General features: G+C 72.7%; 19 protein-coding genes. 11 read left to right on the top strand and 8 right to left on the bottom strand.

What is annotated here, in order from left to right; all coding sequences use genetic code 11:
• The first annotated feature begins 30 nt into the window (after positions 1 to 30).
• Positions 31 to 2079, top strand: a complete 2049-nt coding sequence (locus ACBR40_RS06510) for a tetratricopeptide repeat protein (RefSeq protein WP_371247867.1) — start codon at positions 31 to 33, stop codon at positions 2077 to 2079.
• Here the strand turns inward: ACBR40_RS06510 and ACBR40_RS06505 are convergent.
• From ACBR40_RS06505 to ACBR40_RS06485, 5 genes are all read right to left on the bottom strand, one after another.
• The gene (locus ACBR40_RS06505; RefSeq protein WP_371247866.1) at positions 1999 to 2472 is read right to left on the bottom strand and encodes a hypothetical protein; all 474 of its coding nucleotides are present in this window, start codon (positions 2470 to 2472) and stop codon (positions 1999 to 2001) included. The genes ACBR40_RS06510 and ACBR40_RS06505 overlap by 81 nt on opposite strands.
• A gap of 7 nt (positions 2473 to 2479) precedes the next feature.
• The gene (locus ACBR40_RS06500) at positions 2480 to 7117 is read right to left on the bottom strand and encodes a CHAT domain-containing protein (protein ID WP_371247865.1); all 4638 of its coding nucleotides are present in this window, start codon (positions 7115 to 7117) and stop codon (positions 2480 to 2482) included.
• A 73-nt stretch (positions 7118 to 7190) separates the two neighbouring features.
• Positions 7191 to 7823, bottom strand: coding sequence for a GPP34 family phosphoprotein (locus ACBR40_RS06495; RefSeq protein ID WP_371247864.1), 633 nt, complete (start codon positions 7821 to 7823; stop codon positions 7191 to 7193).
• Entirely contained in the window at positions 7810 to 8076 is a 267-nt protein-coding gene (locus tag ACBR40_RS06490) for a hypothetical protein (protein WP_371247863.1), read from the bottom strand. Before ACBR40_RS06490 ends, ACBR40_RS06495 begins: the two co-directional genes overlap by 14 nt.
• Before the next feature lie 5 nt (positions 8077 to 8081).
• Positions 8082 to 9032 carry an SPFH domain-containing protein gene (locus ACBR40_RS06485; protein ID WP_371247862.1) on the bottom strand — a complete coding sequence of 317 codons (951 nt, stop codon included), beginning with the start codon at positions 9030 to 9032 and terminating at the stop codon, positions 8082 to 8084.
• A gap of 104 nt (positions 9033 to 9136) precedes the next feature.
• Between ACBR40_RS06485 and ACBR40_RS06480 the strand changes: the two genes are divergently transcribed.
• Positions 9137 to 9667: a GNAT family N-acetyltransferase gene (locus ACBR40_RS06480; protein ID WP_371247861.1), complete on the top strand. Its 531-nt coding sequence runs from the start codon at positions 9137 to 9139 to the stop codon at positions 9665 to 9667.
• 189 nt (positions 9668 to 9856) lie between these two features.
• Here the strand turns inward: ACBR40_RS06480 and ACBR40_RS06475 are convergent, their stop codons facing one another.
• Positions 9857 to 10285, bottom strand: a complete 429-nt coding sequence (locus tag ACBR40_RS06475; RefSeq protein ID WP_143082465.1) for a type II toxin-antitoxin system VapC family toxin — start codon at positions 10283 to 10285, stop codon at positions 9857 to 9859.
• Positions 10278 to 10544 carry a hypothetical protein gene (locus tag ACBR40_RS06470; protein ID WP_329594113.1) on the bottom strand — a complete coding sequence of 89 codons (267 nt, stop codon included), beginning with the start codon at positions 10542 to 10544 and terminating at the stop codon, positions 10278 to 10280. Before ACBR40_RS06470 ends, ACBR40_RS06475 begins: the two co-directional genes overlap by 8 nt.
• A 138-nt stretch (positions 10545 to 10682) precedes the next feature.
• On the opposite strand from ACBR40_RS06470, the gene ACBR40_RS06465 reads away from it, so the two are divergent.
• From ACBR40_RS06465 to ACBR40_RS06455, 3 genes are all read left to right on the top strand, one after another.
• The gene (locus tag ACBR40_RS06465) at positions 10683 to 10979 is read left to right on the top strand and encodes a DUF4193 domain-containing protein (protein ID WP_344207957.1); all 297 of its coding nucleotides are present in this window, start codon (positions 10683 to 10685) and stop codon (positions 10977 to 10979) included.
• Between the two features lie 247 nt (positions 10980 to 11226).
• Positions 11227 to 11649, top strand: a complete 423-nt coding sequence (locus ACBR40_RS06460) for a hypothetical protein (protein ID WP_371247860.1) — start codon at positions 11227 to 11229, stop codon at positions 11647 to 11649.
• On the top strand, positions 11646 to 15260 hold the full coding sequence (locus ACBR40_RS06455) for a tetratricopeptide repeat protein (RefSeq protein WP_371247859.1): 3615 nt from the start codon (positions 11646 to 11648) through the stop codon (positions 15258 to 15260). The genes ACBR40_RS06460 and ACBR40_RS06455 overlap by 4 nt, the downstream gene beginning before the upstream one ends.
• 38 nt (positions 15261 to 15298) lie before the next feature.
• On the opposite strand, the gene ACBR40_RS06450 is transcribed toward ACBR40_RS06455, so the two are convergent.
• The gene (locus ACBR40_RS06450; RefSeq protein ID WP_371247858.1) at positions 15299 to 16822 is read right to left on the bottom strand and encodes an alpha/beta hydrolase; all 1524 of its coding nucleotides are present in this window, start codon (positions 16820 to 16822) and stop codon (positions 15299 to 15301) included.
• A 430-nt stretch (positions 16823 to 17252) separates the two neighbouring features.
• On the opposite strand from ACBR40_RS06450, the gene ACBR40_RS06445 reads away from it, so the two are divergent.
• The 6 genes from ACBR40_RS06445 to ACBR40_RS06420 all read left to right on the top strand — a co-directional run bounded on the left by ACBR40_RS06445 (position 17253) and on the right by ACBR40_RS06420 (position 23979).
• Positions 17253 to 17900 carry a hypothetical protein gene (locus ACBR40_RS06445; protein ID WP_371247857.1) on the top strand — a complete coding sequence of 216 codons (648 nt, stop codon included), beginning with the start codon at positions 17253 to 17255 and terminating at the stop codon, positions 17898 to 17900.
• 318 nt (positions 17901 to 18218) lie between these two features.
• Positions 18219 to 19361 (top strand): MFS transporter, encoded by a 1143-nt coding sequence (locus ACBR40_RS06440; protein WP_344207781.1) that lies wholly within the window; start codon positions 18219 to 18221, stop codon positions 19359 to 19361.
• A gap of 56 nt (positions 19362 to 19417) precedes the next feature.
• Positions 19418 to 20932, top strand: a complete 1515-nt coding sequence (locus ACBR40_RS06435) for an ABC transporter substrate-binding protein (RefSeq protein WP_371247856.1) — start codon at positions 19418 to 19420, stop codon at positions 20930 to 20932.
• Entirely contained in the window at positions 20929 to 21840 is a 912-nt protein-coding gene (locus ACBR40_RS06430) for an ABC transporter permease (RefSeq protein ID WP_371247855.1), read from the top strand. The genes ACBR40_RS06435 and ACBR40_RS06430 overlap by 4 nt, the downstream gene beginning before the upstream one ends.
• Positions 21837 to 22592 (top strand): ABC transporter permease, encoded by a 756-nt coding sequence (locus tag ACBR40_RS06425; protein ID WP_371247854.1) that lies wholly within the window; start codon positions 21837 to 21839, stop codon positions 22590 to 22592. The genes ACBR40_RS06430 and ACBR40_RS06425 overlap by 4 nt, the downstream gene beginning before the upstream one ends.
• Entirely contained in the window at positions 22579 to 23979 is a 1401-nt protein-coding gene (locus tag ACBR40_RS06420; RefSeq protein WP_371247853.1) for an ABC transporter ATP-binding protein, read from the top strand. The genes ACBR40_RS06425 and ACBR40_RS06420 overlap by 14 nt, the downstream gene beginning before the upstream one ends.
• Positions 23980 to 23998 lie beyond the last annotated feature (19 nt).

The raw sequence follows: 23998 nt of genomic DNA, 5'->3' as shown, positions 1-23998 counted from the left end.
GGCCGTGAAACAATCCAGCGGGAGGTCCGTATGCGTGTCACCCCGCTCACCCTGCTGATCCCCGAGAAGCGCGCCGTGCCGTACGCCGACGACCACGGCCTGCTGGCGAGCACGGCCGCGTGGGCCACCGCCGACGAAGCCCCGGCGGTGCGCCTGGTGTCCGGCGCGCCGGGGGCGGGCAAGACGCGGCTGGCGGTCGAGCTGCAGGCGCAGGGGGTGCGCTGTGTCTGGGCGCGGCCGGGCGAAGAGCCCCCCGAGCACGTGGACGGCGGGGTGATCGTCGTGGACGACGCCGACGCGCACGACCCGGTGGGGCTGGCCGAGATCCTGGCGAGGGCCGCGACGACGCGGCTGCTGGTGCTGGCGCGCTCCTTCGGGCTGTGGTGGAGCTCCGCCGTCAGCAGCGACGAGTCGGGCCTGCTGGAGAGCGCCGAGCACGTCACGCTCGTGCCCGCCGTGCTCGATCAGCAGTCCGTACGGGCGGCGCTCGCCGAGCGGCTCGGGGCCCCCGTGCCGGAGGGCGCCGCTGCGCGACTGGAGACTCCGCTGCAGGCCCTGGAGTCGGCGCTGGCCGAGGTGGTCGGCGGGGAGCTGTGGCAGCGCGAGCAGGAGCTCTGGCCCGAGCCCGAGGTGCCGGCGCCGCCCGAGGTGATGCTGGATGTCCTGGCGGTGGCCGTGGTGCTGGACGGCTCGATCTACGGGGACGGGGAGCTGGAGCGGGCCGAGCTGCTGCTGCGCGTTCCCGGCCTGGTGGACGCCGACGTCGAGGTCCGCGTCGCCCTGGCGCGCTGGGTGGCCGACGCCTACCCGGAGGGCCGGCCCGAGTCGTTCATGCGGCGGATGGCGGCCCGCCGGCTGGAGCAGCGCCCCGAGCTGGCCGTACGCCTGCTGCGTGAGCTGTCGGCCCGGCGTGCGCTGCGTGCGCTCATCGCCCTGGCGCGGGTCCCCGGCGTACGGCTCGGCGCGCTGATCGGGGCCGAGGTGGCGGCCTTGCAGCCCGTGCTGCTCAACGCCGCGCTGACCGGCGCCGCCAGAGTGGTGGACGAGGCGCTGGCCGAGCTGGTGGGCGAACGCATCCGCCAGGGCGCGGCGCCGTCGGCGCTGCTGCCCCCGATCGAGGGGCTCGACGACGACGACAAGGCCCTGGTGCTGCCGCTGACCATGGCGGCGCTCGCCGAGCAGGAAGGGCCGCCCGCCGACGCGGCGGAGGCGCGCAGGTCACGGGCCTACCGGCTGCTGGAGCTCGGGCAGCTGGAGGAGGCCGCCACCGTGCTGCGGGAGGCCGTCGCCCTGTTCCGCGTCACGCCGGGCGCGCGGGCGGGGCTGGCGGGCGCGCTCAACAACCTCTACATCTGCCTGTCGGGGCTGGGCCGCCTCGACGAGGCGCACGCGGTGATCATCGAGGAGGTCGAGCTCAACCGGGTCCTGGCCAGGAACGACCCCGGCCGCCACGACGCCGCGCTCGCCGCCTCGCTGAGCAACCTCAGCGTCTCGCTGACCCAGAGGGGCCGCGCCGAGGAGGCCCTGGAGCTCGTACGGGAGGCCCTGACGTTCTTCAGGGGCTCGTTGGAACACGGCCCCGACCTCGCCGGCGCGCTGGCCAACGAGGCGCATGCGCTGAGCAGGCTCGGCCGCGACGAGGAAGCCCTCGCCGGTCTGTTCCAGGCGCTGGAGATCCGCCGCAGGTCCGGCGATCCGGTCAAGCTGCTGCTGGTGCTGAGCAACCTGACCGGCACCCTCAGAAAAGCCGGGCGGGTACGGCAGGCCGCCGAGGTCGCGCGGGAGATCCCGCCGGTCGTCGACGGGCTGCCGCCCCACGTGGCCAGGATCAACCGGCCGCTCATCGCCGGCGCCCTGTTCAACGCCGGGACGGTGCTGCCGGAGGACGGCCTGGCCGTGATGGAGGCGGGCATCGCCGTGCAGCGCGACCTCGCGGCCGAGGACCCCGACCGGCACGGCGACCTGCTCGCCGGCATGCTGCGCGACTTGGAACGGGCCTCACTTGCCCAGCAGGTCGAGGAGCATCTGCAGGACCCTGCCGAGGTTGGCCATCCCCCTGACGTCAACGACGACCTTTAGGTCCTTCTCGTCCTTCTTCTCCTGCTTCCTGAACTCCACCCGCGGCCTGATGATCGCCACGGCCGCGGCCACGCCGACGACAGCGGCCAGCGTCTCGGCGTCGACGGGCAGGGTCGAGCGCCGGCGTACCTGCTCGATCGCGCGCTCGACCTCCGGCGCGACGTCGGGCAGCTCGGCGAGCTCGGCCAGCAGCTCGCGGGCCGAGGGCGGTTGCGCGCCCGGCTGCACCTCCAGGGCAGCGGCGAGGTCGCGTACGTAGGCGCGGTCGCGCTCCAGCCGGTCGCGCACCTCCTGCGGCGTGGTGGCCGGCTCCTCCTCCTCGTCGAAAGCGGTCAGCAGGTGCTGTAACACCCGGACGGCCTCTTCCTCGCGCAGGCTTTCGATCCCGGACATCCGGACCTCAGCTTCCGATGAGTTTGAACGCGGACCAGTGGTAGACATGCTGCCACGCGGGCTGATCGTCGTCGCGCCACATCGCGCGCTGGGCCTGGGCGATCGCCTGCCACTTGGGCACGCCGTCCCACAGCCAGCGGCGGTAGAAGTCCGCGAGCAGCTCGGTGGAGGAGGCGAGGTCGACGTCCCATAGCGGAGCCAGCACCGAGTCCGCGCCCGCCGCCAGGAACGCCCTGGTCGGGCCCCACATCTCGTCGCTGCCGCCGGTGACGTTGCGGCCGAGCGAGCAGGCCTGGACGGTGACGTGGCCAGCGCGGGTGCCCTCCCCGATCAGGTCCCGGCCCGTCAGCAGGCCGGAGGCGAGCGCGAACCCGGACCGCATGATGTCCGCCTTGTCGCGGTAGGCGCCGTGCGCGAGCAGATGGTGCAGCACCACGGACCGGCTCGTCTCCTGGAAGGACGCCACCGTCGCCTGCTCGCCGAACGACGCCCGCACCGCGGGGAACGCGGCCCCCAGGGTCCCGCACAGCTGCTCGTGCGCCGCCGCCATGGCCGCGACGTCGTCACCGGGCATCGGCGCCGTCGTCACGCCCGCGCGCACGAACCGCGCCAGCTGCCGGTCCCGCGCCCGCGTCATGAGGAAGTCGAGCATGCCGAGGCTGGGGGCGTAGGTCCAGCCCGGCGTGGCTCCGCGCCGCCAGAGCCGCGGCAGCAGCAGCGCGTGCACGGGCAGGTTGTGCCACTGCCGGTGCGGGACGGCCACCACCAATTCGCTGTCCTCCAGGTACGGCACGGCCGGCGCGAGCAGCTCGCCCAGCTCGTCGAGCGGCCGGAGAAAGCGCCGGTGGTGCCGGCCGGGATCCTGGGGGTCGATGGCGCCGAACAGCCCGGCCGCGGAGAAGTAGGCCTGCATGCGGGTGCCGGCCCGCTCCAGCTCCGCCGCGCCGACGGGCAGGCGCAGCATGACCGGCGGCCGGGCGGGGTCGCGGACGATGTTGAGCACCGTCTCGCTCCTGGTGGCGTAGAACGACAGCACGGCGGTCCCGCCGGGCAGGCGTTCCCACAGCTCGTGGGCCGCCCGTTCGTCGAGCGTCGCGGAGACGGCGCCGCCCCGCTCCCCGCGCCATTCGCGTTCGGCGAGATCGACGCGCGGGTCGGCCAGCGCCTCGACCGGCAGCCCCGGCGCCTCGTCCGCGGCCCGTTCCACGGGCGGGCGATGCGGCAGGCCCATCGTCAGGTCGCGCAGGAACCAGCGGCTCTTGGCGTTCTCCGCCTCCAGCATGATCTCCAGGGGGTGCTCGGCCAGCAGCTGGGGGCGCGCCGCGGCGCATCTGGCCAGCCGGCCGATCATCTCGATCGCCATCCAGCCGCCGTGCGTCTCCTCGGGACGCGGCGGCCGCACCAGGGCGGCGTAGCCCGCGTGCTGCGCCGCCCGCGCCGTCCTGAACAGCTCCATCGCCGCCTCGTAGTCGCCCCGGGCCTGACGGTCGTCGCCGACCATGGCCAGGATCGGGACCAGCTTGGCCGCGTTGACCTGCTGGAACCCCTGCACCCTGCGCAGGTGGGCGGCGGCGGACCTGTCGAACTGGTCGAGCAGGCTCGGCTCGGCGTACGCCTGCCTGCGCAGCGCGGCGATCGTGAACCAGTCGCCGGTCTGCCGCAGCGCCTCGTCCTCGGCGATGCCCGGCGTGACCCTGAGCTCGGCCAGGCGCTCCATCGCGGCGCCGTCGCCGAGCAGGTCGGCCACCCGCCACCGGTAGAGCTCGATGGTGCGCCGGGACCGCAGCGCCTCCTCGCCTTCGATGCCGTCGTAGATCTCGGCGGCCCGCTCCAGATGGGCGGCGGCGCGCATGAGGAGGGTTCGTGACTTCTCCGGCATCGGCTCCAGGTAGCGGCGCTCCGGCTCGTGGTGGGAGAAGGTCGTCGCGATGGTGATGCCGACGCTCATGTTGAGCTGTCCCTCAAGCCAGCGGTCGGCGAACGGAGCCGGATTGGCGACCGCGGCCGTGAAGTGCGTGACCGCCTCGTCGAGCCAGCCCATGTACTCGCAGGCCACCGCCGCCAGCCTGCGCGCCGTGCGGGCCTGGTCGTGCGCGCCGGTCCGCTCCGCCTGGACGGCGGTCCAGGCGGCCACCCATTCGGCGAAGTCGAGCCGGCCCTCGTCCAGCAGCAGGCCGGCCAGGTGCGTGCCGACGGCGATCCCGCCGCTGACCGTTTCCGGGTCGGCGAGGTCGCCCAGGTAGCGGTGGTAGGCGAAGGAACGGAAGGCCGCGAGCAGGCGGCCCTGCTCGATCGCGGTGACGGCTTCGCGCAGGTAGAGGCCGGACTCGATCTCGGAGGCGCGGCTCTCGGGGACGTCCTCCAGTTCGGTCATCAGCAGCGAGGGCGGCAGTCCGGGCGCGGGCCGTACCGCGTGCATGCGCAGGCCGTACTTCTTGATCAGCTTGCCCAGGTTCCCGCCGCGCGTGGCCCACGAGGGCACCTCGATCGAGGCGACCTTCAGCGACTCCGAGCCGAACGCGTACAGCACGGCCTCGGCGTTCCTGCGGGGATCGCGGGAGATCGGCGAGATCGGGACGGTCAGCCACACACCGTCGCCCTGGGGGAGCTCCGACCAGATCAGGTCGGCCGGCCAGTCCGGCTGGGTGACCGGCACCTCGCCGAGCACTCCGAGGAAGAGCCTGCGGGCGTGCTCGGCGAAGTCGGCGGCTCCCGGGTCGGGCTCCACATAGCACATGCGCCGCCTGCCGCCCGAGAAGTGGCCGGTCAGCATGTGGGCCCGGTAGCCGAGCCCGCGCAACCGGTACGGCCCGCTGATCCGGAGCGGCGCGGTCAGCGCCGTCAGCGCGTCCGTGGCCAGCCGCTTGGCCGTCCAGCCCGGCTGCTGGTGGTAGGGCAGCAGGGGCATCCCCTCGGCGGCGATCCAGGTGCCGATCAGCGCCGTCGTCTCGTAGGACCGCCTGGCCAGCTCGGTCAGCTCCAGCAGGTAGGGGCCGATCCGTTCCCGCAGGGACTCGCTCATCTCCTCGTCGGTGACCTGGACGAACGTCCACATCGTGCCGTCGATGAGGGCGCGGACGACGTAGGCGAGCGGGCTCCCGCGCCGCCTGAACGGCCCCTCGATCCACACCCCTCCGATGCGGGCAGGCGGGGCGGCCGCCTCGGCCGCGGCCAGGGCGGCGGCGGCGAGCTCCTCGCCCTCCAGCCCTTCGCCCTCGGGGAATTCATGAACGGTCGTCTCCCGCCCGCCGAGCACCAGCAGCGGGTCCGCAAGCTCGCCGGCCGCCGCCATGACGTCGGCGAAGAACCTCGCGTACGGGTCCTCGTTCGCCGCCGCGAGGGCGAACCCCTCCGATGCCACCAGCACGAGCGTGCGGTCCCGGCCGCCGTGCTCGCCGCGCAGGGCCCAGACCGCGCCGCCGGCGAGCCGCTCCACCGACACCCGCGGGCCGGACAGCTGGGCGCGTACGCTCAGGAAAGCCTCCGCCGCCGGATGCCGCTCGCCCAGCCCGGCCACGACGTCGTCCACCAGGGCCAGCAGCTCGGCCTTGTCCTCCTCCGCGCCGGTGATCAGGTAGCGGTGACGCAGGAGAGCGGTCAGGTCCATGGCCACGTGGAGGTCGCCGGGGGCCAGGGTCCTGGCCGTACGCAGCAGCTCGACGGCCTCGGCGAGCTGCCCCAACTCGTCGCCCCACAGGCGCCGCGACAGATCGTCGGCCAGGTTGCTCAGGCACATCACCCGGTCGGGCGGCTCGGCCTTCGCCAGGGCTCTGCGGTGCAGGTCGATGGCGCGGTCCAGGTGGGCGCGCTCGTCCTCGTGGAGGAAGCGCTGCCGCCAGGCGAGCCCGTAGTGGTTGAGCACGCGCGCGTTCAAGCCGTCGAGCCCGCCCGGGGTGCGGTCGACCACCTCCTCGTACAGGTCCAGCGCCCGGTAGAGGTCGGCGCGCCGCCGGCTCACGGTGTGCCGCTGGCGTAAGGCGTTGGCGAGATTGGCGACGATCCAGGCCGGCCGCTCGCCACCGGCTGCGGTCAGAGCGGCCTCGTGGGCGTCGATCGCCTCGTCCAGATCGCGCGGCTCGCGCGACAGCGACCAGCGGTCCTGCAACGCCGTGCCCAGCAGGGTGCTCAACCGTACGGGAGCGACGTCCTGTCCGCCGCGCAGCAGCTCCACGGCCCGGTCGACCAGGGCCAGGTCACGATCGGCCTCGTAGAGCCGGCGCAGCGCCTCGGCCTGGGAGGCGAGAAGGTCTTCCTCCGCCGGGCCCCACCGGAGCGCCCGGTCGAAGGCCGCCACGGCCAGACGGGCGTCGTCGGCCAGGTGGTCGCGGTGGTGGCGTTCCAGGTGGACGAGCCCGGCGCGGTACCAGTCCCGGCCCGCGTCCAGACCGGCGCGTTCGGCGAGGTCCGCCGCCGCCTCGGCCGTCACCGCCGCCCTGTCGAGGTCGGCGTCCCGGCCGTCGAGGTGCCAGCGGTTCATGAGCATCGAGGTGAGGGTGGCCTGCAGCTCGCACCGTCGCGCCGCGTCGCCCTCCTCGGCCGCCACCTGCTCGGCCGCGGCTATCGCCTCGTCGAGGTCGGCGCGGTCGTCGGTGCCGAGATAGCGCTGCCACAGCTCCTGCACGTGCGCGTACGGGTCGCTCGCCATGGACGCCCCCTGTGCTCGGCCCCGACGTCATCGTAGGCGCGTGAGCCGGGGCCGGACAGGACCTCGCCTCCCATCAGCCGGCCGAGTACGCCGCCCTGGCCGCCTCGACGCTCTTGCGCAACGCGGTCGCGATCGGCTCGACGGGGGCGGACAGCTGCTGGATCCGGTCGGAGCGCGTCTCCCGCCTGGACGCGACCACCGTGCTGAGCCGGGCCGCCGTGGCCAGCGCCGCCAGGACGCGGACGTCGTCGTCCAGGCGGCCGACCGGCCGGCCGCCGCGGATGGCCCCGCCGACGCGCTCGATGAGCCTGCGCGACACGTACGCCTTGCGCGGCGTGATCCGCTCGACGCTGAACAGCAGGACCCGGCGCCGCTCCACGCTGATCAGCCGGGCGGCCGCCAGCTCGTCGCGTACGACGCCGACCGCCTTGCCGTGGTCCTTCTGCACCCACCGCCGCCACGAGCGCGGCGGCGAGTTCGCGATCTGCTCCCAGACCACGGCCGGCAAGGAGCCCGGCTCGACGGCCGGGGCCGTGAGGGCCCGCGCCTTGCCCGACTCGTCCGCGAGGTTGCCCGCCAGCAGCAGCTCGGCGAGGGCGGCCGCGCGCAGCAGGTAGCCCAGCGCTCCCCGCTCGGTCAACCGGTCCTTCCGCAGGTCGAAGGCCAGCAGGAAGGCTGATCGGGTCAGTGACTCACTCTGCTTCACTCGCGTCTCCATCCGCCCGCTCCCGTTCCTCTCCCTGATCCGCGTGATCCGCGTCGTCCTCCGGCACCTTCCTGGGCCGCCCGCGCGGGCGCATCCGCTCCACCCCGTCGGGCAGGCGCCCGGCCTCGGAAAGGGCCCTGCGCAGCAGGAACTCGATCTGGGAGTTCGTGCTGCGCAGCTCGTCGGACGCCCACCTGGCCAGCGCGTCGTGAACCACCGGGTCAAGCCGCAGCAGGATCTTCTTCCGCTCCACGGTGATTACTGGTAGAGCGTGCCCGTGTTGACCACGGGCTGGGTGTCGCGGTCACCGACCAGCACCACGAGCAGGTTGCTGACCATGGCCGCCTTGCGCTCCTCGTCCAGCTCGACCACGTTGTGCTCGGCGAGCTTGGCCAGCGCCATCTCCACCATGCCGACCGCCCCGTCGACGATCCGCTGCCGGGCCGCCACCACCGCGCCCGCCTGCTGGCGGCGCAGCATGGCGTGGGCGATCTCGGGCGCGTACGCCAGGTGGATGATGCGGGACTCGATGACCTTGACCCCGGCGGACGCCACCCTGGCCGCGATCTCCGTGGACAGCCGCTCGTTGATCTCGTCGGCGTTGTCCCGCAGGGACAGCCTGGGCTCGCCGTGGGCGTCGTACGGGTAGCTGCCCGCGATGTGCCGCACGGCCGTCTCCGCCTGGATGGCCACGAACTCCACGAAGTCGTCCACCTCGAAGACCGCCTGCGCGGTGTCCTGCACCTGCCAGACGACCACGGTCGCGATCTGGATCGGGTTGCCGTCGGCGTCGTTGACCTTCGTCACGTCCGTCTCGTGGTTGCGGATCCTCGTGGACACCCGCCGGCGCAGCGTGATCGGGTTGACCCACTGGAAGCCGGGGGTGCGCAGGGTGCCGACGTACCGGCCGAGCAGCTGCACCACCCTGGCCTCGCCCGGCGCGACCGCGGTGAGGCCGAAGTACATGAGCAGCCCGAGCAGGAACATCAGGACGCTCACGACGGCCACCCAGACGCCGCCCTGCCCGGCCTCCGAGGCGAGCATGACGATCCCCACGACGAACAGCGCGATCCCGCCCAGGGTCAGCGCCGTCGCCACTCCCAGCATCACGAACCCGTTGGCCGCCCGCACCGGGTGCTCGCTCGTGCGCGGTGCCGGCATGTCCACGACAGCGGCCTCCAGTGTGGCCCCGCCCGATGTGTTCGCCATCGTCCGTCCCTTCGCTGCGATTTCACTCTGCTATCTAAGTGATATCACTTTTTTGGCGGCCGTGCGAGGCTGATTTTCACGTACGGGATTGTTAGGCTGCGCGCATGTCAGATTCAGGGCAGGTGCCTTGGCCGCCTGGGCTGATCCGGACCGAGCGGCTCGTGCTCCGTGAGCCCGAGGCGCGGGACCGTACGACGTTCATCGAGCTGCTCGCCTCGCCGGAGGTGCACACCTATCTCGGCGGTCCCCGTCCGCGCGACGAGATTGAGCGTGAGATGCCCGAGGTGCCCGAGCGATGGCCCGGGAGTTTCGTCGTCGAGCTCGACGGGGCGATGATCGGCCAGGTCCTGCTGAGGAGAGCGACCGGGCACCGCCGCCCGGCTGCCGTGGGGAAGGCCGACCTCGGTTACCTGTTCCTGCCCGAGGCGTGGGGGCGGGGGTACGCCGCCGAGGCGTGCGCGGCGGCACTCGGCTGGTTCGACGGCGTCCTTCCCGGCGAGCCGGTGGTGCTCACCACCCAGAGCGCCAACGTCGGCTCGATGCGCCTCGCGGCGAAGCTGGGGTTCACCGAGGTCGAGCGGTTCCACGCCTGGGGCGCCGAGCAGTGGCTCGGCCTGCGGCCCCCGGCCACGTGACGAAGACGAGGACGTGCCGGCCGCGGCTTCCTCCCCTCCGCCCGTCGGTCAGTCGCCACCCGGTCTGCTGAACTCCTCGATCAGCCCCGGATACTGCTCCCCGCCGGCGTCGGCGCCAGTCGCGCGCCCTCGGCCACCAGCGGGCCGGGCCAGGATCCCGTCCCCCGTCTGAACCGTCGCCTCCCGGCCTCACTCGCCGGGGTCGGCGATCTCGATGAAGTAGAGCGGATCGTCCAGGCCGGCGGCGGTCCGCTCCCATCGGGAGCGATCGAGCGTGAGGATCGGGCAGGTCGCCATGAGGGCCAGCGCCGCGACGTGCGCGTCCCACGGGTCCACGCCCGTCCGCTGGATCATCTGGGCGAGCAGGGCCGCCTGCTCCACGCCGTCGAGCGCCGCCACCTGGACGTGCTCGAACGCGGTCAGTCCGGACAGCAGCGCGCTCGCCTCCTCCCCGGGGGCGTCCAGCAGCGCCCCGGCGGCCGTCAGCGCCGAGATGACCAGGGGCTGGCCGATCCGGTCGTAGTCCAGGACGAGCCCGATGAGGTCGGCGTCGCCCCGCGCGATCTCCGCCAGGACGCCGGCGTCGAGGATGTACGGCGCCGGAACGTGGTCACTCACCCGCGGCCACCTCGAAGCCCGCCGCCCGGCTCTGGGCCTCGATGTGCCGTCTCATGCGCTCCACCCGTGCCGGGTCGGCGTGCGCCGCGCGCTCGCGGAGCTTGGCCAGCGCGTGCTGGTCACGCTGCCGCTTGATCGCCATGGCCTCGTTGAAGGCCGCCGACACCGACTCCGCCTTGCCCGCCTGCACGAGTTGCTCGGCGTACCCGGCCAGGTGGGGGTCCACGGTGATGGTGATCCGCTTCTTGACCTCGCTCATACCCGGATCATACTTCCTCGGCGGCCCCGCGAAGGATCTGATTTTTCTCCCGCCCCAAGAGGACTATTTCCCCGTATTTGGGCACAAGACCGGCGGCCACCGGCCAGCAGGCACGAGATGAGGAGACGGATGAACGCCATGGTGACCGACTACGACAGCCCGCGCAAGATCGACGACGCCGGGCAGGAGGGTTACGCGGACACTCTGACCCGCCGCCCCGACCTCGCGTCCGCCGCCATCGACGTCGACGAGACCGAGCTGGCCGAGTCGCTCGAGCTGCCCGGCGCCGACCTGTCGGGCGAGGAGCTGGCGGTGCGGGTGATCCCGCCCCAGCCCGACGAGTTCACCTGCTCGCACTGCTTCCTGGTACGGCACCGCAGCCAGCGCGTCTCGGAGCTGAGCGGTCAGCAGATCTGCCTGGAGTGCGCCGCCTGAACCGCTGGCCGGCGGCATACGAGGCCGTGAAACCGAGGATCCGCCGCGATGTGCTCGCCGCTCCCCGAGTCGCCCGCGTCTCGGGGAGCGGGACCGGCCCTGCGTGGCGTAACTGATCAAGATGCCCAGGTGGTCGCTCCGGGCGGGGTGGCTGCGCGGTGCGTCTGTCATCCGGGCCTTGAGATGGTAAATAACGTCTTCGTCGCTTTCGGCCCTGCTTGCGCTGGTCCGGGCGCACTCTAGAGGCATGTCCAAGACAGGCGAGAGTTCCGGACGCGGGTCGATTTCGCGGGTGCGGCGCGGGGTGAGCGTCGCGGCCCTGGTGGTGATGGCCGCGTTGCTGGTGGTCGGGCTGGTGGGCTTCTTCGCCGACCCGCTGCAGCTGCCGCCGGAGGTCTTGGAGATCCTCGACCAGCGGGCCAGCGTGGTGAGCATGTTCATCGGGGCAGCCGGGTTGGTGATCGCGGTCGCGGCGCTGCGGCTGCAGCTGCGAACCGATCGCGGGCAGGCCACCGCCGAGCCGCCGGTGCAGCTTCCCCCGGCAGCGGGCACGCAGACGCAGCTGAACATGCCGGCCGCGGGCGGGACTGTGAACGCGGTCCAGGGCGGCACCCTGAACATCCACAATCCCGCCGCCCCTGACGGTGGTGCGCAGGAGCCGTCGCCGTGACCGAGCCGCCGTCCTCGGCGAGCGGCGTCCCCAAGGTGCAGGTGAATGCGCCGGCTGCGGGCGGGGTCGTCAACGCGGTCCAGGACGGGGTGCTGAACGTCTACCAGTGGAAACCCGCCTACCGCATCGAGGACTTCCCCGCGGAACCCCGGCCGGTACGGCCGGCCCGGGTGCGGGCGCAGCCGTCCCTGCTGTTGCGGGCCCGATCTCGGGTGGTGCCCTTCACCGGCCGGCAGGATGACCTGCGGAAACTGGCCGGCTGGCGTGATGACGAGGCCGTGCCCGGGTTGGGGGTGCGGCTGTTGCACGGGCCGGGCGGCCAGGGCAAGACCCGGCTGGCCGCCCGGTTCGCCGAGCTGTCGCGCCAGGCCGGATGGCGGGTGTGCCAGGCGAGCACCAACCCGCCGGGCGCAGGACGGACCGGTGCCGTCGCCGAGGCGGGGGAGCACGGGCCAGGGCTGCTGCTCGTGGTGGACTACGCCGAGCGCTGGCCGGTGCCGGCCCTGTACGAGCTGCTGCAGGAGCCGGTCCTGCACGCGGGCCGGGTGCGGGTGCTGCTGCTGGCCCGCCCGGCCGGGGTGTGGTGGGACAGCATCACCGCCTGGGCCGAACGGGTGCTGGACGTCGACGCCGACGCCCAGGCGTTGCCGCCGCTGGTCGCCGAGCCGGCGATGCGGCACCGGCTGTTCGCCGAAGCGCGCGACCACTTCGCCGCCCAGCTCGCCCTGCCGCCCGAGAAGGCGGCGACGATCGCGCCGCCCGCCGGCCTGGTCGACGACGCCGAGTACGCCCAGGTGCTGACCGTGCACATCGCGGCGCTGGCCGCGGTCGACGCTCACCGCCACGGTGAGGAGGAACCCGGAGACCCGGCCCGTGCCTCGGCCTATCTGCTGCGCCGCGAGCGCGAGCACTGGGCCGAGCTGCACCGCCGCCTGCCTGAGCCCCTGGTCAGCGACCCGGTCACCATGGGCCGGGCCGTCTTCGCCGCGACGTTCACCCGGCCGCTGGCCCGCCCCGACGCCCGCCGGGCGTTGCGGCACGCCGATCTGGCCGGGACCGTCGAGCGCGCGAACACCCTGCTCGACGACCACGCCTACTGCTATCCGCCCGCCCAGGCGGGCACGGTGCTGGAGCCGCTGTACCCGGACCGGCTCGCCGAAGACTTCGCCGCCCTGGCGATCCCCGACCCCGCCGTGGCCGGGCCTGCTGCTGACGACTGGGCCGGCCACGCCCTGTCCGGCTTGCTCGCCGCCCCGGCCGGGCAAGCCCACCAGAGGCAGGTGCCGCCGTGGATCCGCCCGGCCCTGACCATGCTGATCGAGACCGCTCGCCGCTGGCCGCACGTCGCCGCCACGCAGCTGTACCCGCTGCTCGCCGCCCGGCCCGAGTTGATGCTGTACGCCGGCGGCGCTGCCCTGGCCCGTCTGGCCGGCCTGCCCGGCATCGACCCCGCCCTGTTGCAGCACATCGAAGCTCACCTGCCGGCCGGCCGGCACATCGACCTGGACATCGGCATGGCCGCGCTGTCCACCCGACTGACCGCGCACCGCCTGGCCACCACCACCGACCCTGCCGAGCACGCCCAACTCCACGCCGGCCACGCCCTGCGCCTGACCAACGCCGGTCAACATCGGGCCGCCTTGGAGGCCAGCCAACAGGCCGTCACCCTGTATGGGGAATTGGCCGGGCTCAACCGCGACGCTTACCTGCCCAGCATGGCGATGTCGCTGAACGATCACGCCCTCAGGCTGGCGGAGGTGGGGCGGCGGGCCGAAGCCCTTGAGGTGTCCGAGCAGGCCGTCACCCTGTACGGGGAGCTGATCGGGCTCAACCGTGACGCTCACCTGCTCAATCTGACCATCTCACTGAACAACCACGCGACCCGGCTGGCGGACATGGGGCGGCGGGCCGAAGCCGCCGAGATGTCCGAGCAGGCCGTCGCCCTGCATGGGGAACTGGCCGAGCTCAACCAGGACGCCTACCTGCCCGACCGGGCGATGTCGCTGAACAATCACGCCCTCCGGCTGGCAGAGGTGGGGCGGCGGGCCGAAGCCCTTGAGGTGTCCGAGCAGGCCGTCGCCCTGCGCCGGAAACTGGCCGGGCTCAACCGCGACGTTCACCTGCCCGACCTGGCGGTGTCTCTGAACAATCACGCCCTCAGGCTGGCGGAGGTGGGGCGGCGGGCCGAAGCCGTCGAGGTGTCCGAGCAGGCCGTCGCCCTGTACGGGGAGCTGGCCGGGCTCAACCGCGACGCTTACCTGTCCGACCTGGCCGGCTCGTTGAACAATCATGCCAACCGGCTGGCGGAGGTGGGGCGGCGGGCCGAAGCCGTCGAGGTCTCCGAGCAGGCCGTCGCCCTGCGTCAGGAGTTGGCCGGGCTCAACCGCGACGCCTATCTGCCTGCCCTGGCCGGCTCGTTGAACAATCACGCCCTCCGGCTGGCGGAGGTGGGGCGGCGGGCCGAAGCCGTCGAGGTGTCCGAGCAGACCGTCGCCCTGTACGGGGAGTTGGCCGGGTCCAACCGCGACGCTTACCTGCCCGCCCTGGCCACGTCGTTGAACAATCACGCCCTCCTGCTGGCGGAGGTGGGGCGGCGAACCGGGGCCGTCGAGGTGTCCGAGCAGGCCGTCGCCCTGTACGGGGAGTTGGCCGGGCTCAACCGCGACGCCTATCTGCCTGCCCTGGCCACGTCGTTGAACAATCACGCCAACCGGCTGGCGGAGGTGGGGCGGCGGGCCGAAGCCGTCGAGGTCTCCGACCAGGCCGTCGCCCTGCGTCAGGAGCTGACCGGGCTCAACCGCGACGCCTACCTGCCCGACCTGGCCGGCTCGTTGAACAATCACGCCCTCAGGCTGGCGGAGATGGGTCGGCGGGCCGAGGCAGCCGAGGTCTCCGAGCAGGCCGCGACCTTTTATAGGGAGTTGGCCAGGTTCAACTGGGACGCTTACCTGCCTGAGCTGGCTACGTCGCTGAACAATCACGCCCTCCGGCTGGCGGAGGTGGGGCGGGAGGCCGAGGCCGTCGAGATGTCAGAGGAGGCCGTCGCCCTGCGCCGGGAGCTGGCCGGGCTCAACTGGGACGCTTACCTGCCCGACCTGGCGATGTCGCTGAACAACCACGCCGCCCTGCTGATGGAGGTGGGGCGGGGGGTCGAGGCCGTCGAGATGTCAGAGGAGGCCGTCGCCCTGCGCCGGGAGCTGGCCGGGCTCAACTGGGACGCCTATCTGCCCGACCTGGCGATGTCGCTGAACAACTACGCCGCCCTGCTGGCGGAGGTGGGGCGGGTGGCCGAGGCCGTCGAGATGTCCGAGGAGGCCGTCGCCCTGCGCCGCCAGCTGGTCGAACTCAACCGCGACGCCTACCTGCCTCACTACGTACAGAGTCTTGTCGTCCGCGGATGGACGCTGAGCGAGGCGCAACAGCACGGCGAGGCTGTCACGCCCCTCGCCGAGGCGTTGGCCGCAGGCAAGGAGCTGCCAGAGTTCGCACGAGAGATTCTCGACAACGCCGTCGCGGTCCTGCGTGAGGCACACCAGAGAAGCCCCGCAGAAGTCGACGCGGCTTTCGAGACCCTCACGGGTCAGACCTTCACCAAGTGGATCAGCGAGTAGCCCCGCCGGTCGTCCGACCGGCGGGGCGAGCTCCCGGATCAGGACGCCCAGTGGGCCTGGTCAGTCGGCCACGTCCGCTGCGTCTGCTTCTTGAGCAGGCTCTCCTCGGGCGTGCCCACCGCGCACCGGGTGCCGCGCGGCGGCACGGTCAGCGCGATCAGGTACTGGTCGATGATGTCGTCCTGGCACTTGTCCTTGCCGTAGATGCGGTGCCCCCAGCCCTCGTACGTGAGCAGCACCGCCTTCGGCCCGAGCTGCCGGGCCGCGTTCGCGGACCAGATGTACGGGGTGGCAGGGTCGTGCAGCGAGTTGCCGAGCAGGATCGGCGCCTCGCCGGTGTACCGCAGCGGGTGCGGCGGGTTGGTCGGCGTCGAGTTGAGACAGATCGGCAGGTCGTCGATCGGGTACGGGTGGTACCGCGTGTCCGGCGCCAGCGCGTTGGACGCGCGCATGAGGGCGGCGTACTCGTTGTAGTTGCGCACCTTGAGGTTGTAGTCCTGGCAGAGGATGCGCGTCGGCAGCTCGGCCACGTCCCCCTCCACCGGCCCCCGGCCGGGCAGCGGCGGCACCCACGACGGCTCCGCGCCGCCGCTCAGCCAGTCGATGACCTCGCTGAGCGTACGCCAGTCGGGGCCCTCGGTGCCGAGCGCGGCGTTGTAGATGACCTGCAGCTCCGTCATCTTCGTGCCGGTGCTCGGGTAGACGAGCTCGCCGCGCCGCGCCTTGGCCAGCAGGTCCTTCCACAGCTTGCGTACGTCACGCCCGTGCAGGACGCAGCTCTCGTCGGCCTCGCACCAGCCGACGAACTGGTCGAAGGCGTCCTCGACGGCCAGCGCCTCGGTGGCGAGGAAGCCCGCGACGCCGAGGCTGTGGTCCATGTTGCTGTCCAGCGCGAGGGCGCGGACCCGGTTCGGGAACAGCTCGGCGTACATCTGTCCGATGAGCGTCCCGTACGAGATGCCGTAGTAGCTCAACTTCTCCTCGCCGAGCGCGGCGCGGAGGGCGTCCATGTCCCTGGCCACGTTGCGCGAGTCGACATGGTCGTAGAGCGGGCCGGTACGCGCGCGGCAGTCGGCGTGCAGCTTCTTGGTGAAGGCGTTCCAGGCGTCGAAGTCGGCCTGGCTGGACATCACCGTGTGGGGCATCTGGTTGTACACCGAGGCCGAGCAGATCACCGGGTGGCTGCGGCCGACGCCGCGCGGGTCGAACCCGACGATGTCGAACCGCTTCTGCAGCTCCTGGGTGTAGGAGTCGGGGGCGCCGTACACGGCTTCCACACCGGAACCGCCGGGGCCGCCCGGGTTGATGACCAGCGACCCGATCCGGGCGGCGGGGTCGGTGGCCTTGCGACGGGCCAGGGCCAGGTCGATGGTCGGGCCGTCGGGCTTCGACCAGTCGATCGGCACGGTCAGCTTGCCGCACTCGGCGCTGGGCTCCTCCTCACAGGGCGCCCAGGCGATCCCGCCCTGCCCGGTGGCCGCCGCGGCGGCGGCCGGCGGGGCGGGGAGGAAGGCGGTTAACGCCAGGACGGCGGTGGCGAGCAGGGTCGTTCTCTTCCGCAAAACGCTCCGATCCTCTGTTGACAGGGACTGACCCGTACGCGCAAGACGAACGAGTCAATTGCTGATCATGGAGCATGCGGCGGCATTTTTAGTCGGAAATCGACAAGTTTGTCACCCGGTCGCGGTCTGGAACCGGCGCTCTCTTCCGCGGCCGTCGAACAACCGTTGATCTACAGCGTAAAGGCGCCGGGACCGCCGTCCATACCGGCGCCCTTCGTCGTCAGACTGGAGCCCGGCGCCTGCTCGGAGCTGCGACGACAGGCGTACGCGAAGGACCGGCATCCTTCGTGACAGCGTGTTACTCTCGCCGAGTCGCCGGGCTGGAGCCCGTAGAGACAGCTGTGCCCCGGGCTGCTTGCGAGCAGAGGCAATCCCGGGGCTTATGTCATCCACGGTAGCACGCGGTGTCCGGCCGAGGGAGGCAAGGTCTGTGGATCAGCAGGAGGCTCGGCATCTGTACGGGGTGCTGACCCAGGCCAGGCTGCCCGAGTACGAGGCGTTCTGCGGGGGTGACCCGGTGGCCGCGCTGCGGCTGTTCTGCTGGAACACCGAGGTCGCGGCGGCCTTCTACGGCCCCCTGCAGCACCTCGAACTCGCCTTGCGCAGCGTGCTCGACCAGCGCATGTCCCACCTGTTCGAACGTGAGGACTGGTGGGATCACCCGCAGGCGGACCTGCACTACGGCGCCCAGGCGAAGATCAGGGAGGCCGTCCACCAGCTGGGCCGGCAGGGGCTGCGGGGCACGCCGCCGGAAGTGGTCGCCGAATTACCGTTCGGGTTCTGGGTGAGTCTGGTCGGGCGCGGCAACAACTACGACCAGCGGCTGTGGCGGGCCTCCCTGTACCGGGCGTTCCCCGGCTATCGCGGAGGGCGGCACGCGCTCCATCGGCGGCTGGACTTCCTGCGGGTGCTGCGCAACAAGATCGCTCATCACGTCCCCATCCACCATCGCCATCTGGAGGCCGACCATGAGGCGATCATCATGATGCTCGGCTGCATCGATGAGTCCTTGGCCCGGCTGGTGGCCCGTTACAGCCCGGTGCCCGCCGTGGTGGCCCTGCGACCGAGCCTGGGCTGAGCGCCCTCGGCCGCGCCGGCGAGGAAGGACGCCGATCGGCCACGCGGAGAACACCGCCAAGCGGGTCCGGTCGGCCTTGCGGCGGCCGGCGCGGTAGATCGCGGCGTCGGCGAGCCGCTCGCCTCCAACCGATCGGCCACCCCGATCGCCGCCGCGCCCGCTGTGCCTGCCGCCGTCCGTACGCCTCCGCCGACCGTATGTCTGGATTGCCATGCCATGACAGAAATGGTAATCATTTCCACGACATGAGGCCAGAGGAGAGGGCAGGGCACATCCGTTGATGAGCGAAAGCGGGCACCGGGTGCCGGTGCGGGCGGCGTGAAAGAGCTCTCCTGGCCCGTACGGCTGCTGCTGGTCAACCAGTTCGGCGTCAACACCGGCTTCTACCTGCTGGTTCCTTACCTGGCCGGCCACCTCACCAAGGATCTGGGCCTGTCGGCCGCGGTCACCGGCGTCGTCCTGGGGGTGCGTAACCTCAGTCAGCAGGGCCTGTTCCTGATCGGCGGCTCGGCCTCCGACCGGCTGGGCGCGCGTCGCGTGATCATCGCGGGGTGCGCGCTGCGCGCCGTCGGGTTCGGGCTGTTCGCGTTCGGCGTCACGCTGCCGCTGCTGCTGGCGGCGGCCGTGCTCAGCGGGCTGGCCGGCGCGCTGTTCAACCCGGCGGTCCGCGCGTACATCGCGGTGGCCGCGCCCGACAAGGCCAGGGCGTTCGCGCTGTTCAACGTGTACGCCCAGGCGGGGGCGCTGTGCGGGCCGGTGCTCGGCGGCGTGCTGCTGCTGGTCGGCTTCCGCGCCGCCGCGGTCGCCGCCGCCGTGATCTTCGTGGTGCTGACCGTCGCGCAGGCGTGCGTGCTGCCGGCGCGCGAGGTGACGCCGAGCGGCTCGTCCGTGCTCGGCGACTGGCGGCGCTGCCTGGCCGACCGCCGCTTCCTCGCCTTCACGCTGTCCCTCAGCGGCATGTACGCCCTGCAGAACCAGCTCTACCTGGTCCTGCCGCTCGCCGCCGAGCGGGCGACGGGCACGGCGGGCTCGGTGGCGCTGCTGTTCCTCGTGTCCACCGTGGCGACCCTGGCGCTCCAGGTGCGGATCACCACGTGGCTGGGGTCGGCGGTGAGCCGGGACCGCGCGATGGCGTGGGGCCTGGCCGTGATGGGCGCGGGCTTCCTCGTTCCCGCGCTGCTCCCGGGCATCGTCCCGGTGCTGGTCGCGGCGCTGGCGCTGGCTCTCGGCCTGATGACGGCCCAGCCGTTCGTGTACGAGCGCATCGGCGCCTTCGGCGGCGATGCGCTGGCCGGCACCTACTTCGGCGTCTTCTACCTGGTCTCGGGGATCGTCGCCGCGGCCAGCACCGCGTTGATCGGCTGGGCGGGCGCGGCCGGGTTCGTCGTGTGCGCGGCGATCGGCCTGGCCTGCGCGGCCGCCGTCCTGACCCTGGAACGCCGCACGGCTGTGCCCGCCTGAACTTCCCCGACCCGTACGAGACCGACCCGTACGAGACCGACCCGCGAAGGACCCCCATGATGCGTGACCATCTCAGCCGCCGCGGCTTCCTCGCGGCGACCGCCGGAGCCGCTCTGCTCGCCGGATGCGGCACGGGCGGCGCGCCCTCCACCGGAGGGGGCAGGCTGCGTGCCGTGTTCGCCGGCGGCGGCGCCACCGAGGTGCTCGACCCGCACCTGGCCAACCTGTTCAACGAGGCCGCACGTGCCAAGGCCCTGTACGACAAGCTCGCCGATCTCGGCTCGGACGTCTCACCCCAGCCCCGCCTGGCCGAGAGCTGGGAGCCGGACGCCGGCTTCACCCGCTGGCGCGTCACCCTGAGGCAGGCGACCTTCCACGACGGCCGCCCGGTACGCCCCCAGGACGTCCTGGCCAGCTACGCGAGGATCACCGACCCCGGCAAGACGTTCCGGGCCAAGTCCAGCCTCGCCCTCATCGACCTGCGGAGCAGCCGGGCCGTCGGCGACCGGGTGGTCGAGTTCGGGCTCAGGCGGCCGTTCGCCGAGTTCCCGAACGTGCTGGCCGCCTTCGGCGCGTACATCGTCCCGGAGGGGACCACGGACTTCAGCAGGCCGGTGGGGTCCGGGCCGTTCTCCTTCGTGTCGTGGAAGCCGGGCAGCTCGGTGCTGCTCAAGCGCTACCCGGACTACTGGGAAGGCGCGCCGTCGATCGAGGAGCTGGAGTTCCTCATCGCCAACGAGGAGTCCGCGCGGGTGAACGCGCTGCTCGGCGGCCAGGTCCACTACGCCCACGACCTCTCCCCGGCCTCCGCCCGCCAGCACGCGGGACGCCTCACGATCGTCCGCGCGCCGGGCAGCTCGATGAACGCGTTCGCGATGAAGGTGGACCGCGCGCCGTTCGACGATCCGGACCTGCGGGAGGCGATGTTCTTGCTCACCGACCGGCGGCAGCTCGTCGACACCGTCATGCCCGGCGCCGGGCAGATCGGCAACGACCTGTTCGGCAAGGGCTACCTGCACTACGCCGACAGCATCCCCCAGCGCCCGTTCGACCTCGACCGGGCCAGGGCGCTGATCAGGAAGGCGGGCGCGGACGGGCTGCCGGTCGAGCTGACGACCTCCACGGCCGCGGCCGGCTTCGTCGAGGCGGCCACGGTCTTCGCCGACCAGCTGCGCGCCGCCGGGCTGAAGGCCACCATCGTGAGCGGCGACAAGGACACGTACTGGTCGGACATCCTCACCAAGGGCTCCATCGTCAGCTTCCGCTCGGGCGCGATGCCGATCGAGACCCACATCGCGCAGCGGCTGCTGTCCACCTCGACCACGAACGCCACCAAGTGGGCCAGGCCGGAGTTCGACGCCCTCTACCGCGAGGCCGTCTCCGCGCCGTCCGCGGCCGACCGGGAGGCCGCCTATCTGGGCATGCAGCGGATGCTGCACGCCGAGGGCGGGCTGCTGGTGTGGGGGTTCGCCGACTGGATCGTCGCCACTTCGCCCGGCGTGACCGGCGTGCTCCCCGCGCCCGCCAACACCCTGGACTGGGCCAGGTTCGACAAGGTGCGGCTGGCGTGAGCCTGTCCCGTTACGCCGCCCGTCGCCTGGCCGTGGGGGTCGTTCAGGTCACCGGGGTCGCCTGCCTGGTGTTCCTGATGGTGGAGTCCCTGCCCGGCGACGCCGCGGTGGTGCTGGCGGGCGACCAGCCCGATCCGGAGAGGATCGCGGCCATCCGCGCCGCCCTCGGCCTGGACCGCCCCCTCGCCGAACGTCTCACCTCCTGGGCCCAGGCCCTGGCGCGCGGCGACCTCGGCGCCTCGCTCGTCTCCGGCCGCCCGGTCACCGGGATCGTCCTGGACGCGCTGGCCCCCACCGCCGTGCTGGCCGGACTCACCGTGCTGCTCCTGGTGCCCCTCGCGGTCGGTCTCGGGGTCGCCGCCGCCCGGCGCGAGGGCGGCAGGTTCGACCGGGCGCTGACCACGGTGAGTGCCGCGCTCTACGCGGTGCCGGAGTTCGCGCTGGCCATCGTGCTGGTGGCGGTCTTCGGCGTGGTGCTGGCGTGGCTGCCGCCGACCGGGCTCGGCGGGCTCACCGCCGCCGCGCTGGTGCTGCCGGTGTCGGTGCTGCTGGTCCGGCCCGTCTGCTCCACCGGGCGGCTGGTCCGCTCGGCGATGATCGACGTGCTGGCCTCGCCGTACGTGCGGCACGCCCGCCGCCTGGGGCTCAACGGGTTCGCGCACGCGCTGCCCAACGCGCTCGCGCCGGTCGTGCAGCACCTGGCCCGCACCGTCGACTGGCTGCTCGGCGGGGTGATCGTGGTCGAGGCCGTGTTCGTGATCCCCGGGCTGGGCCGCACGCTCGCCGACGCGGTCGGGCACCGTGACCTTCCCGTCCTGCAGGGGCTGGCGCTGCTGTTCGCCGCCACGACCGTGCTGGTGAACCTGGTCGCCGACGTCGTCTCGTTCCGGCTGGCGCCGCGCGCATGAGGTATCTGCTGCTCGCCGTGCCGCTGGTCGTGGCCTTCGCGGGGCCGCTGGTCCCGTACGAGGTGGCGCGTTCCGCCTCCTTCGCGGACGTGGGGCCGCTCGGCACGGACTTCGCCGGGCGCGACGTCTGGCACCAGGTGCTGCTGGGCGGGCGGGCCCTGGTCATGACCGCTGTCCTGGCCACCGCCGGCGCGTATCTGCTGGGCACGCTGTGGGGGCTGGCCGCGGCGAGCGCGCCCAGGGCGCTCGACGAGATCATGATGCGGCCGCTCGACCTGCTGATGGCGGTGCCGTCCCTGCTGCTGCTCCTGGTGGTGGCCGCGCTGGCTCCTGACGGCGTGCTCGTCTGGATCGTCATGCTGGTGCACCTGCCCGACATCGCCCGCCTGGTCCGCGCGTGCGCCCTGGAGGCGGGCAGCCGTCCGGCCGTGGAGGCCATGCGGCTGCAGGGCGAGGGCTGGTGGCGGATCACCGTCGGGTTCGTCGCCCGGTCCCTGGCCCGCGTGCTCGCCACCGACGCGGGCGCCCGGCTGACCGGCTCGCTCTATCTCATCGCCGCCGCGAGCTTCCTCGGCGTCGCGGGGCCGCCGGACGCGAGCGACTGGGCGGTGATGGTCGACCGCAACCGGGGCGGGCTCTTCCTCAACCCGTGGGCGGTGCTCGCCCCCGCCCTGATGATCGTCATGCTCGCCGTCGGGCTGAACCTCACCGTGGACCGCGTACTGAACAGGGCCCCTCATGCTGCACGTTGACGATCTGACGGTCGCCGTACCCGGGCGGACCCTGGTGGACGGGGTCGGCTTCGCGCTGCCCGCCGCGCGGACGCTGGCCCTGGTCGGCGCGTCCGGCAGCGGCAAGACCACCACCGCGCTCGCCCTGCTCGGCGAACACCCGCCCGGCGCCCGCGTGACCGGCCGCGTCACCGTGGCCGGACGCCGCATCGCCGCCGGCCAGCCCCCGCCGCCGGGAACCGTCGGATTCATCCCGCAACATCCCGCGAGCGTGCTCAACCCGGTGCTGCGCATCGGCACCGTGCTCCGCCGGCTCGCGGCCCGCCACGGCACCGCCGTGCCGGAGGTTCTGTCCAAGGCCCGACTCCCTGGCGACCGGGACTTCCTGCGGCGCTTCCCGCACCAGCTGTCCGGCGGGCAGCAACAGCGGCTCGTCCTCGCCCACGTCCTGCTGGCCGGCCCGTCCGTGATCGTCGCCGACGAGCCCACCACCGGCCAGGACGCCGTCACCCGGGCCGAGGTCGCCGCCGAGCTGTCCGGGCTCGGCGTCGCCGTCGTCCTGCTCAGCCACGACCTCGAACTGGTACGGGAACTGGCCGACCAGGTCGTCGTGCTGAAGGACGGCCGCGTCGTCGAGTCGGGCCCCACGGTCCTGGACCGCCCGCGTACCGCGTACGCCAGGGCTCTCGTCACCGCGCGCCCCCGTGAGCCGGAGTCCCGTGCGGAACCGGTCGCCCTCCTGGAGATCGAGGACCTCGGCGCCGGGATCCTGCGCGAGGTGACCCTCGACGTGGCGCGCGGTGAACGGCTGGCCGTGGTCGGCCGCTCGGGCAGCGGCAAGACGACGCTGGCCCGCTGCGTGGCCGGGCTGCGCCCGTGGTCCTCCGGCGTCATCCGCCTGGCCGGCCGTCCGCTGCCCCGGCGGCGCGGCCGTGCCGACCTGGCCCGCGTCCAGTACGCCTTCCAGAACGCCCTGGCCTCGTTCGACCCCTACCGCGCTGTCGTGGATCAGGTCGCCAGGACCGCCGTACGCCTGCGCGGCCTGCCCGTGCCCGCCGCCCGGGAGGAGGCCGTCGAGACCCTCGCCGCGCTCGGGCTGGACCCCGGCGCCGGCCGGCGCCGGCCGCACGCGCTGTCCGGCGGCGAGCTCCAGCGCGCCGCCCTGGCCCGCGCGCTGCTCGCCCGCCCCGACGTGCTGATCTGCGACGAAATCACCTCGGGCCTCGACCCCGTCACCGAGGCCGAGGTGTTCGACCAGCTGACCGCCCTCGACGTGACCCTGATCGTCATCAGTCACGACCTGCCCTTGGCCGCGCGGATCGCCGACCGGGTAGCGGTCCTGCGCGACGGCCGGCTGGTCGAGCACGGACCCGCCGGGCAAAATTCCCTACCAAACCTACGGAAATAGTCTGCATTTGTCCGGAAGG

This window comes from Nonomuraea sp. AD125B, from assembly GCF_041402765.1.
In the GTDB taxonomy this organism is placed as follows: Bacteria; Actinomycetota; Actinomycetes; order Streptosporangiales; family Streptosporangiaceae; genus Nonomuraea; species Nonomuraea bangladeshensis.
Note: the sequence above shows the minus strand (reverse complement) of the source record. Positions and strands in the feature narration are given on the sequence as shown.

What these genes read in the sequence shown, in the direction of transcription:
- ACBR40_RS06510 (WP_371247867.1), top strand. Translation starts at nt 31, where the DNA reads ATGCGTGTCACCCCGCTCACCCTGCTGATCCCCGAGAAGCGCGCCGTG.
- ACBR40_RS06505 (WP_371247866.1), bottom strand. Translation starts at nt 2,472, where the DNA reads ATGTCCGGGATCGAAAGCCTGCGCGAGGAAGAGGCCGTCCGGGTGTTA.
- ACBR40_RS06500 (WP_371247865.1), bottom strand. Translation starts at nt 7,117, where the DNA reads ATGGCGAGCGACCCGTACGCGCACGTGCAGGAGCTGTGGCAGCGCTAT.
- ACBR40_RS06485 (WP_371247862.1), bottom strand. Translation starts at nt 9,032, where the DNA reads ATGGCGAACACATCGGGCGGGGCCACACTGGAGGCCGCTGTCGTGGAC.
- ACBR40_RS06480 (WP_371247861.1), top strand. Translation starts at nt 9,137, where the DNA reads ATGTCAGATTCAGGGCAGGTGCCTTGGCCGCCTGGGCTGATCCGGACC.
- ACBR40_RS06470 (WP_329594113.1), bottom strand. Translation starts at nt 10,544, where the DNA reads ATGAGCGAGGTCAAGAAGCGGATCACCATCACCGTGGACCCCCACCTG.
- ACBR40_RS06465 (WP_344207957.1), top strand. Translation starts at nt 10,683, where the DNA reads ATGGTGACCGACTACGACAGCCCGCGCAAGATCGACGACGCCGGGCAG.
- ACBR40_RS06460 (WP_371247860.1), top strand. Translation starts at nt 11,227, where the DNA reads ATGTCCAAGACAGGCGAGAGTTCCGGACGCGGGTCGATTTCGCGGGTG.
- ACBR40_RS06435 (WP_371247856.1), top strand. Translation starts at nt 19,418, where the DNA reads ATGATGCGTGACCATCTCAGCCGCCGCGGCTTCCTCGCGGCGACCGCC.
- ACBR40_RS06425 (WP_371247854.1), top strand. Translation starts at nt 21,837, where the DNA reads ATGAGGTATCTGCTGCTCGCCGTGCCGCTGGTCGTGGCCTTCGCGGGG.
- ACBR40_RS06420 (WP_371247853.1), top strand. Translation starts at nt 22,579, where the DNA reads ATGCTGCACGTTGACGATCTGACGGTCGCCGTACCCGGGCGGACCCTG.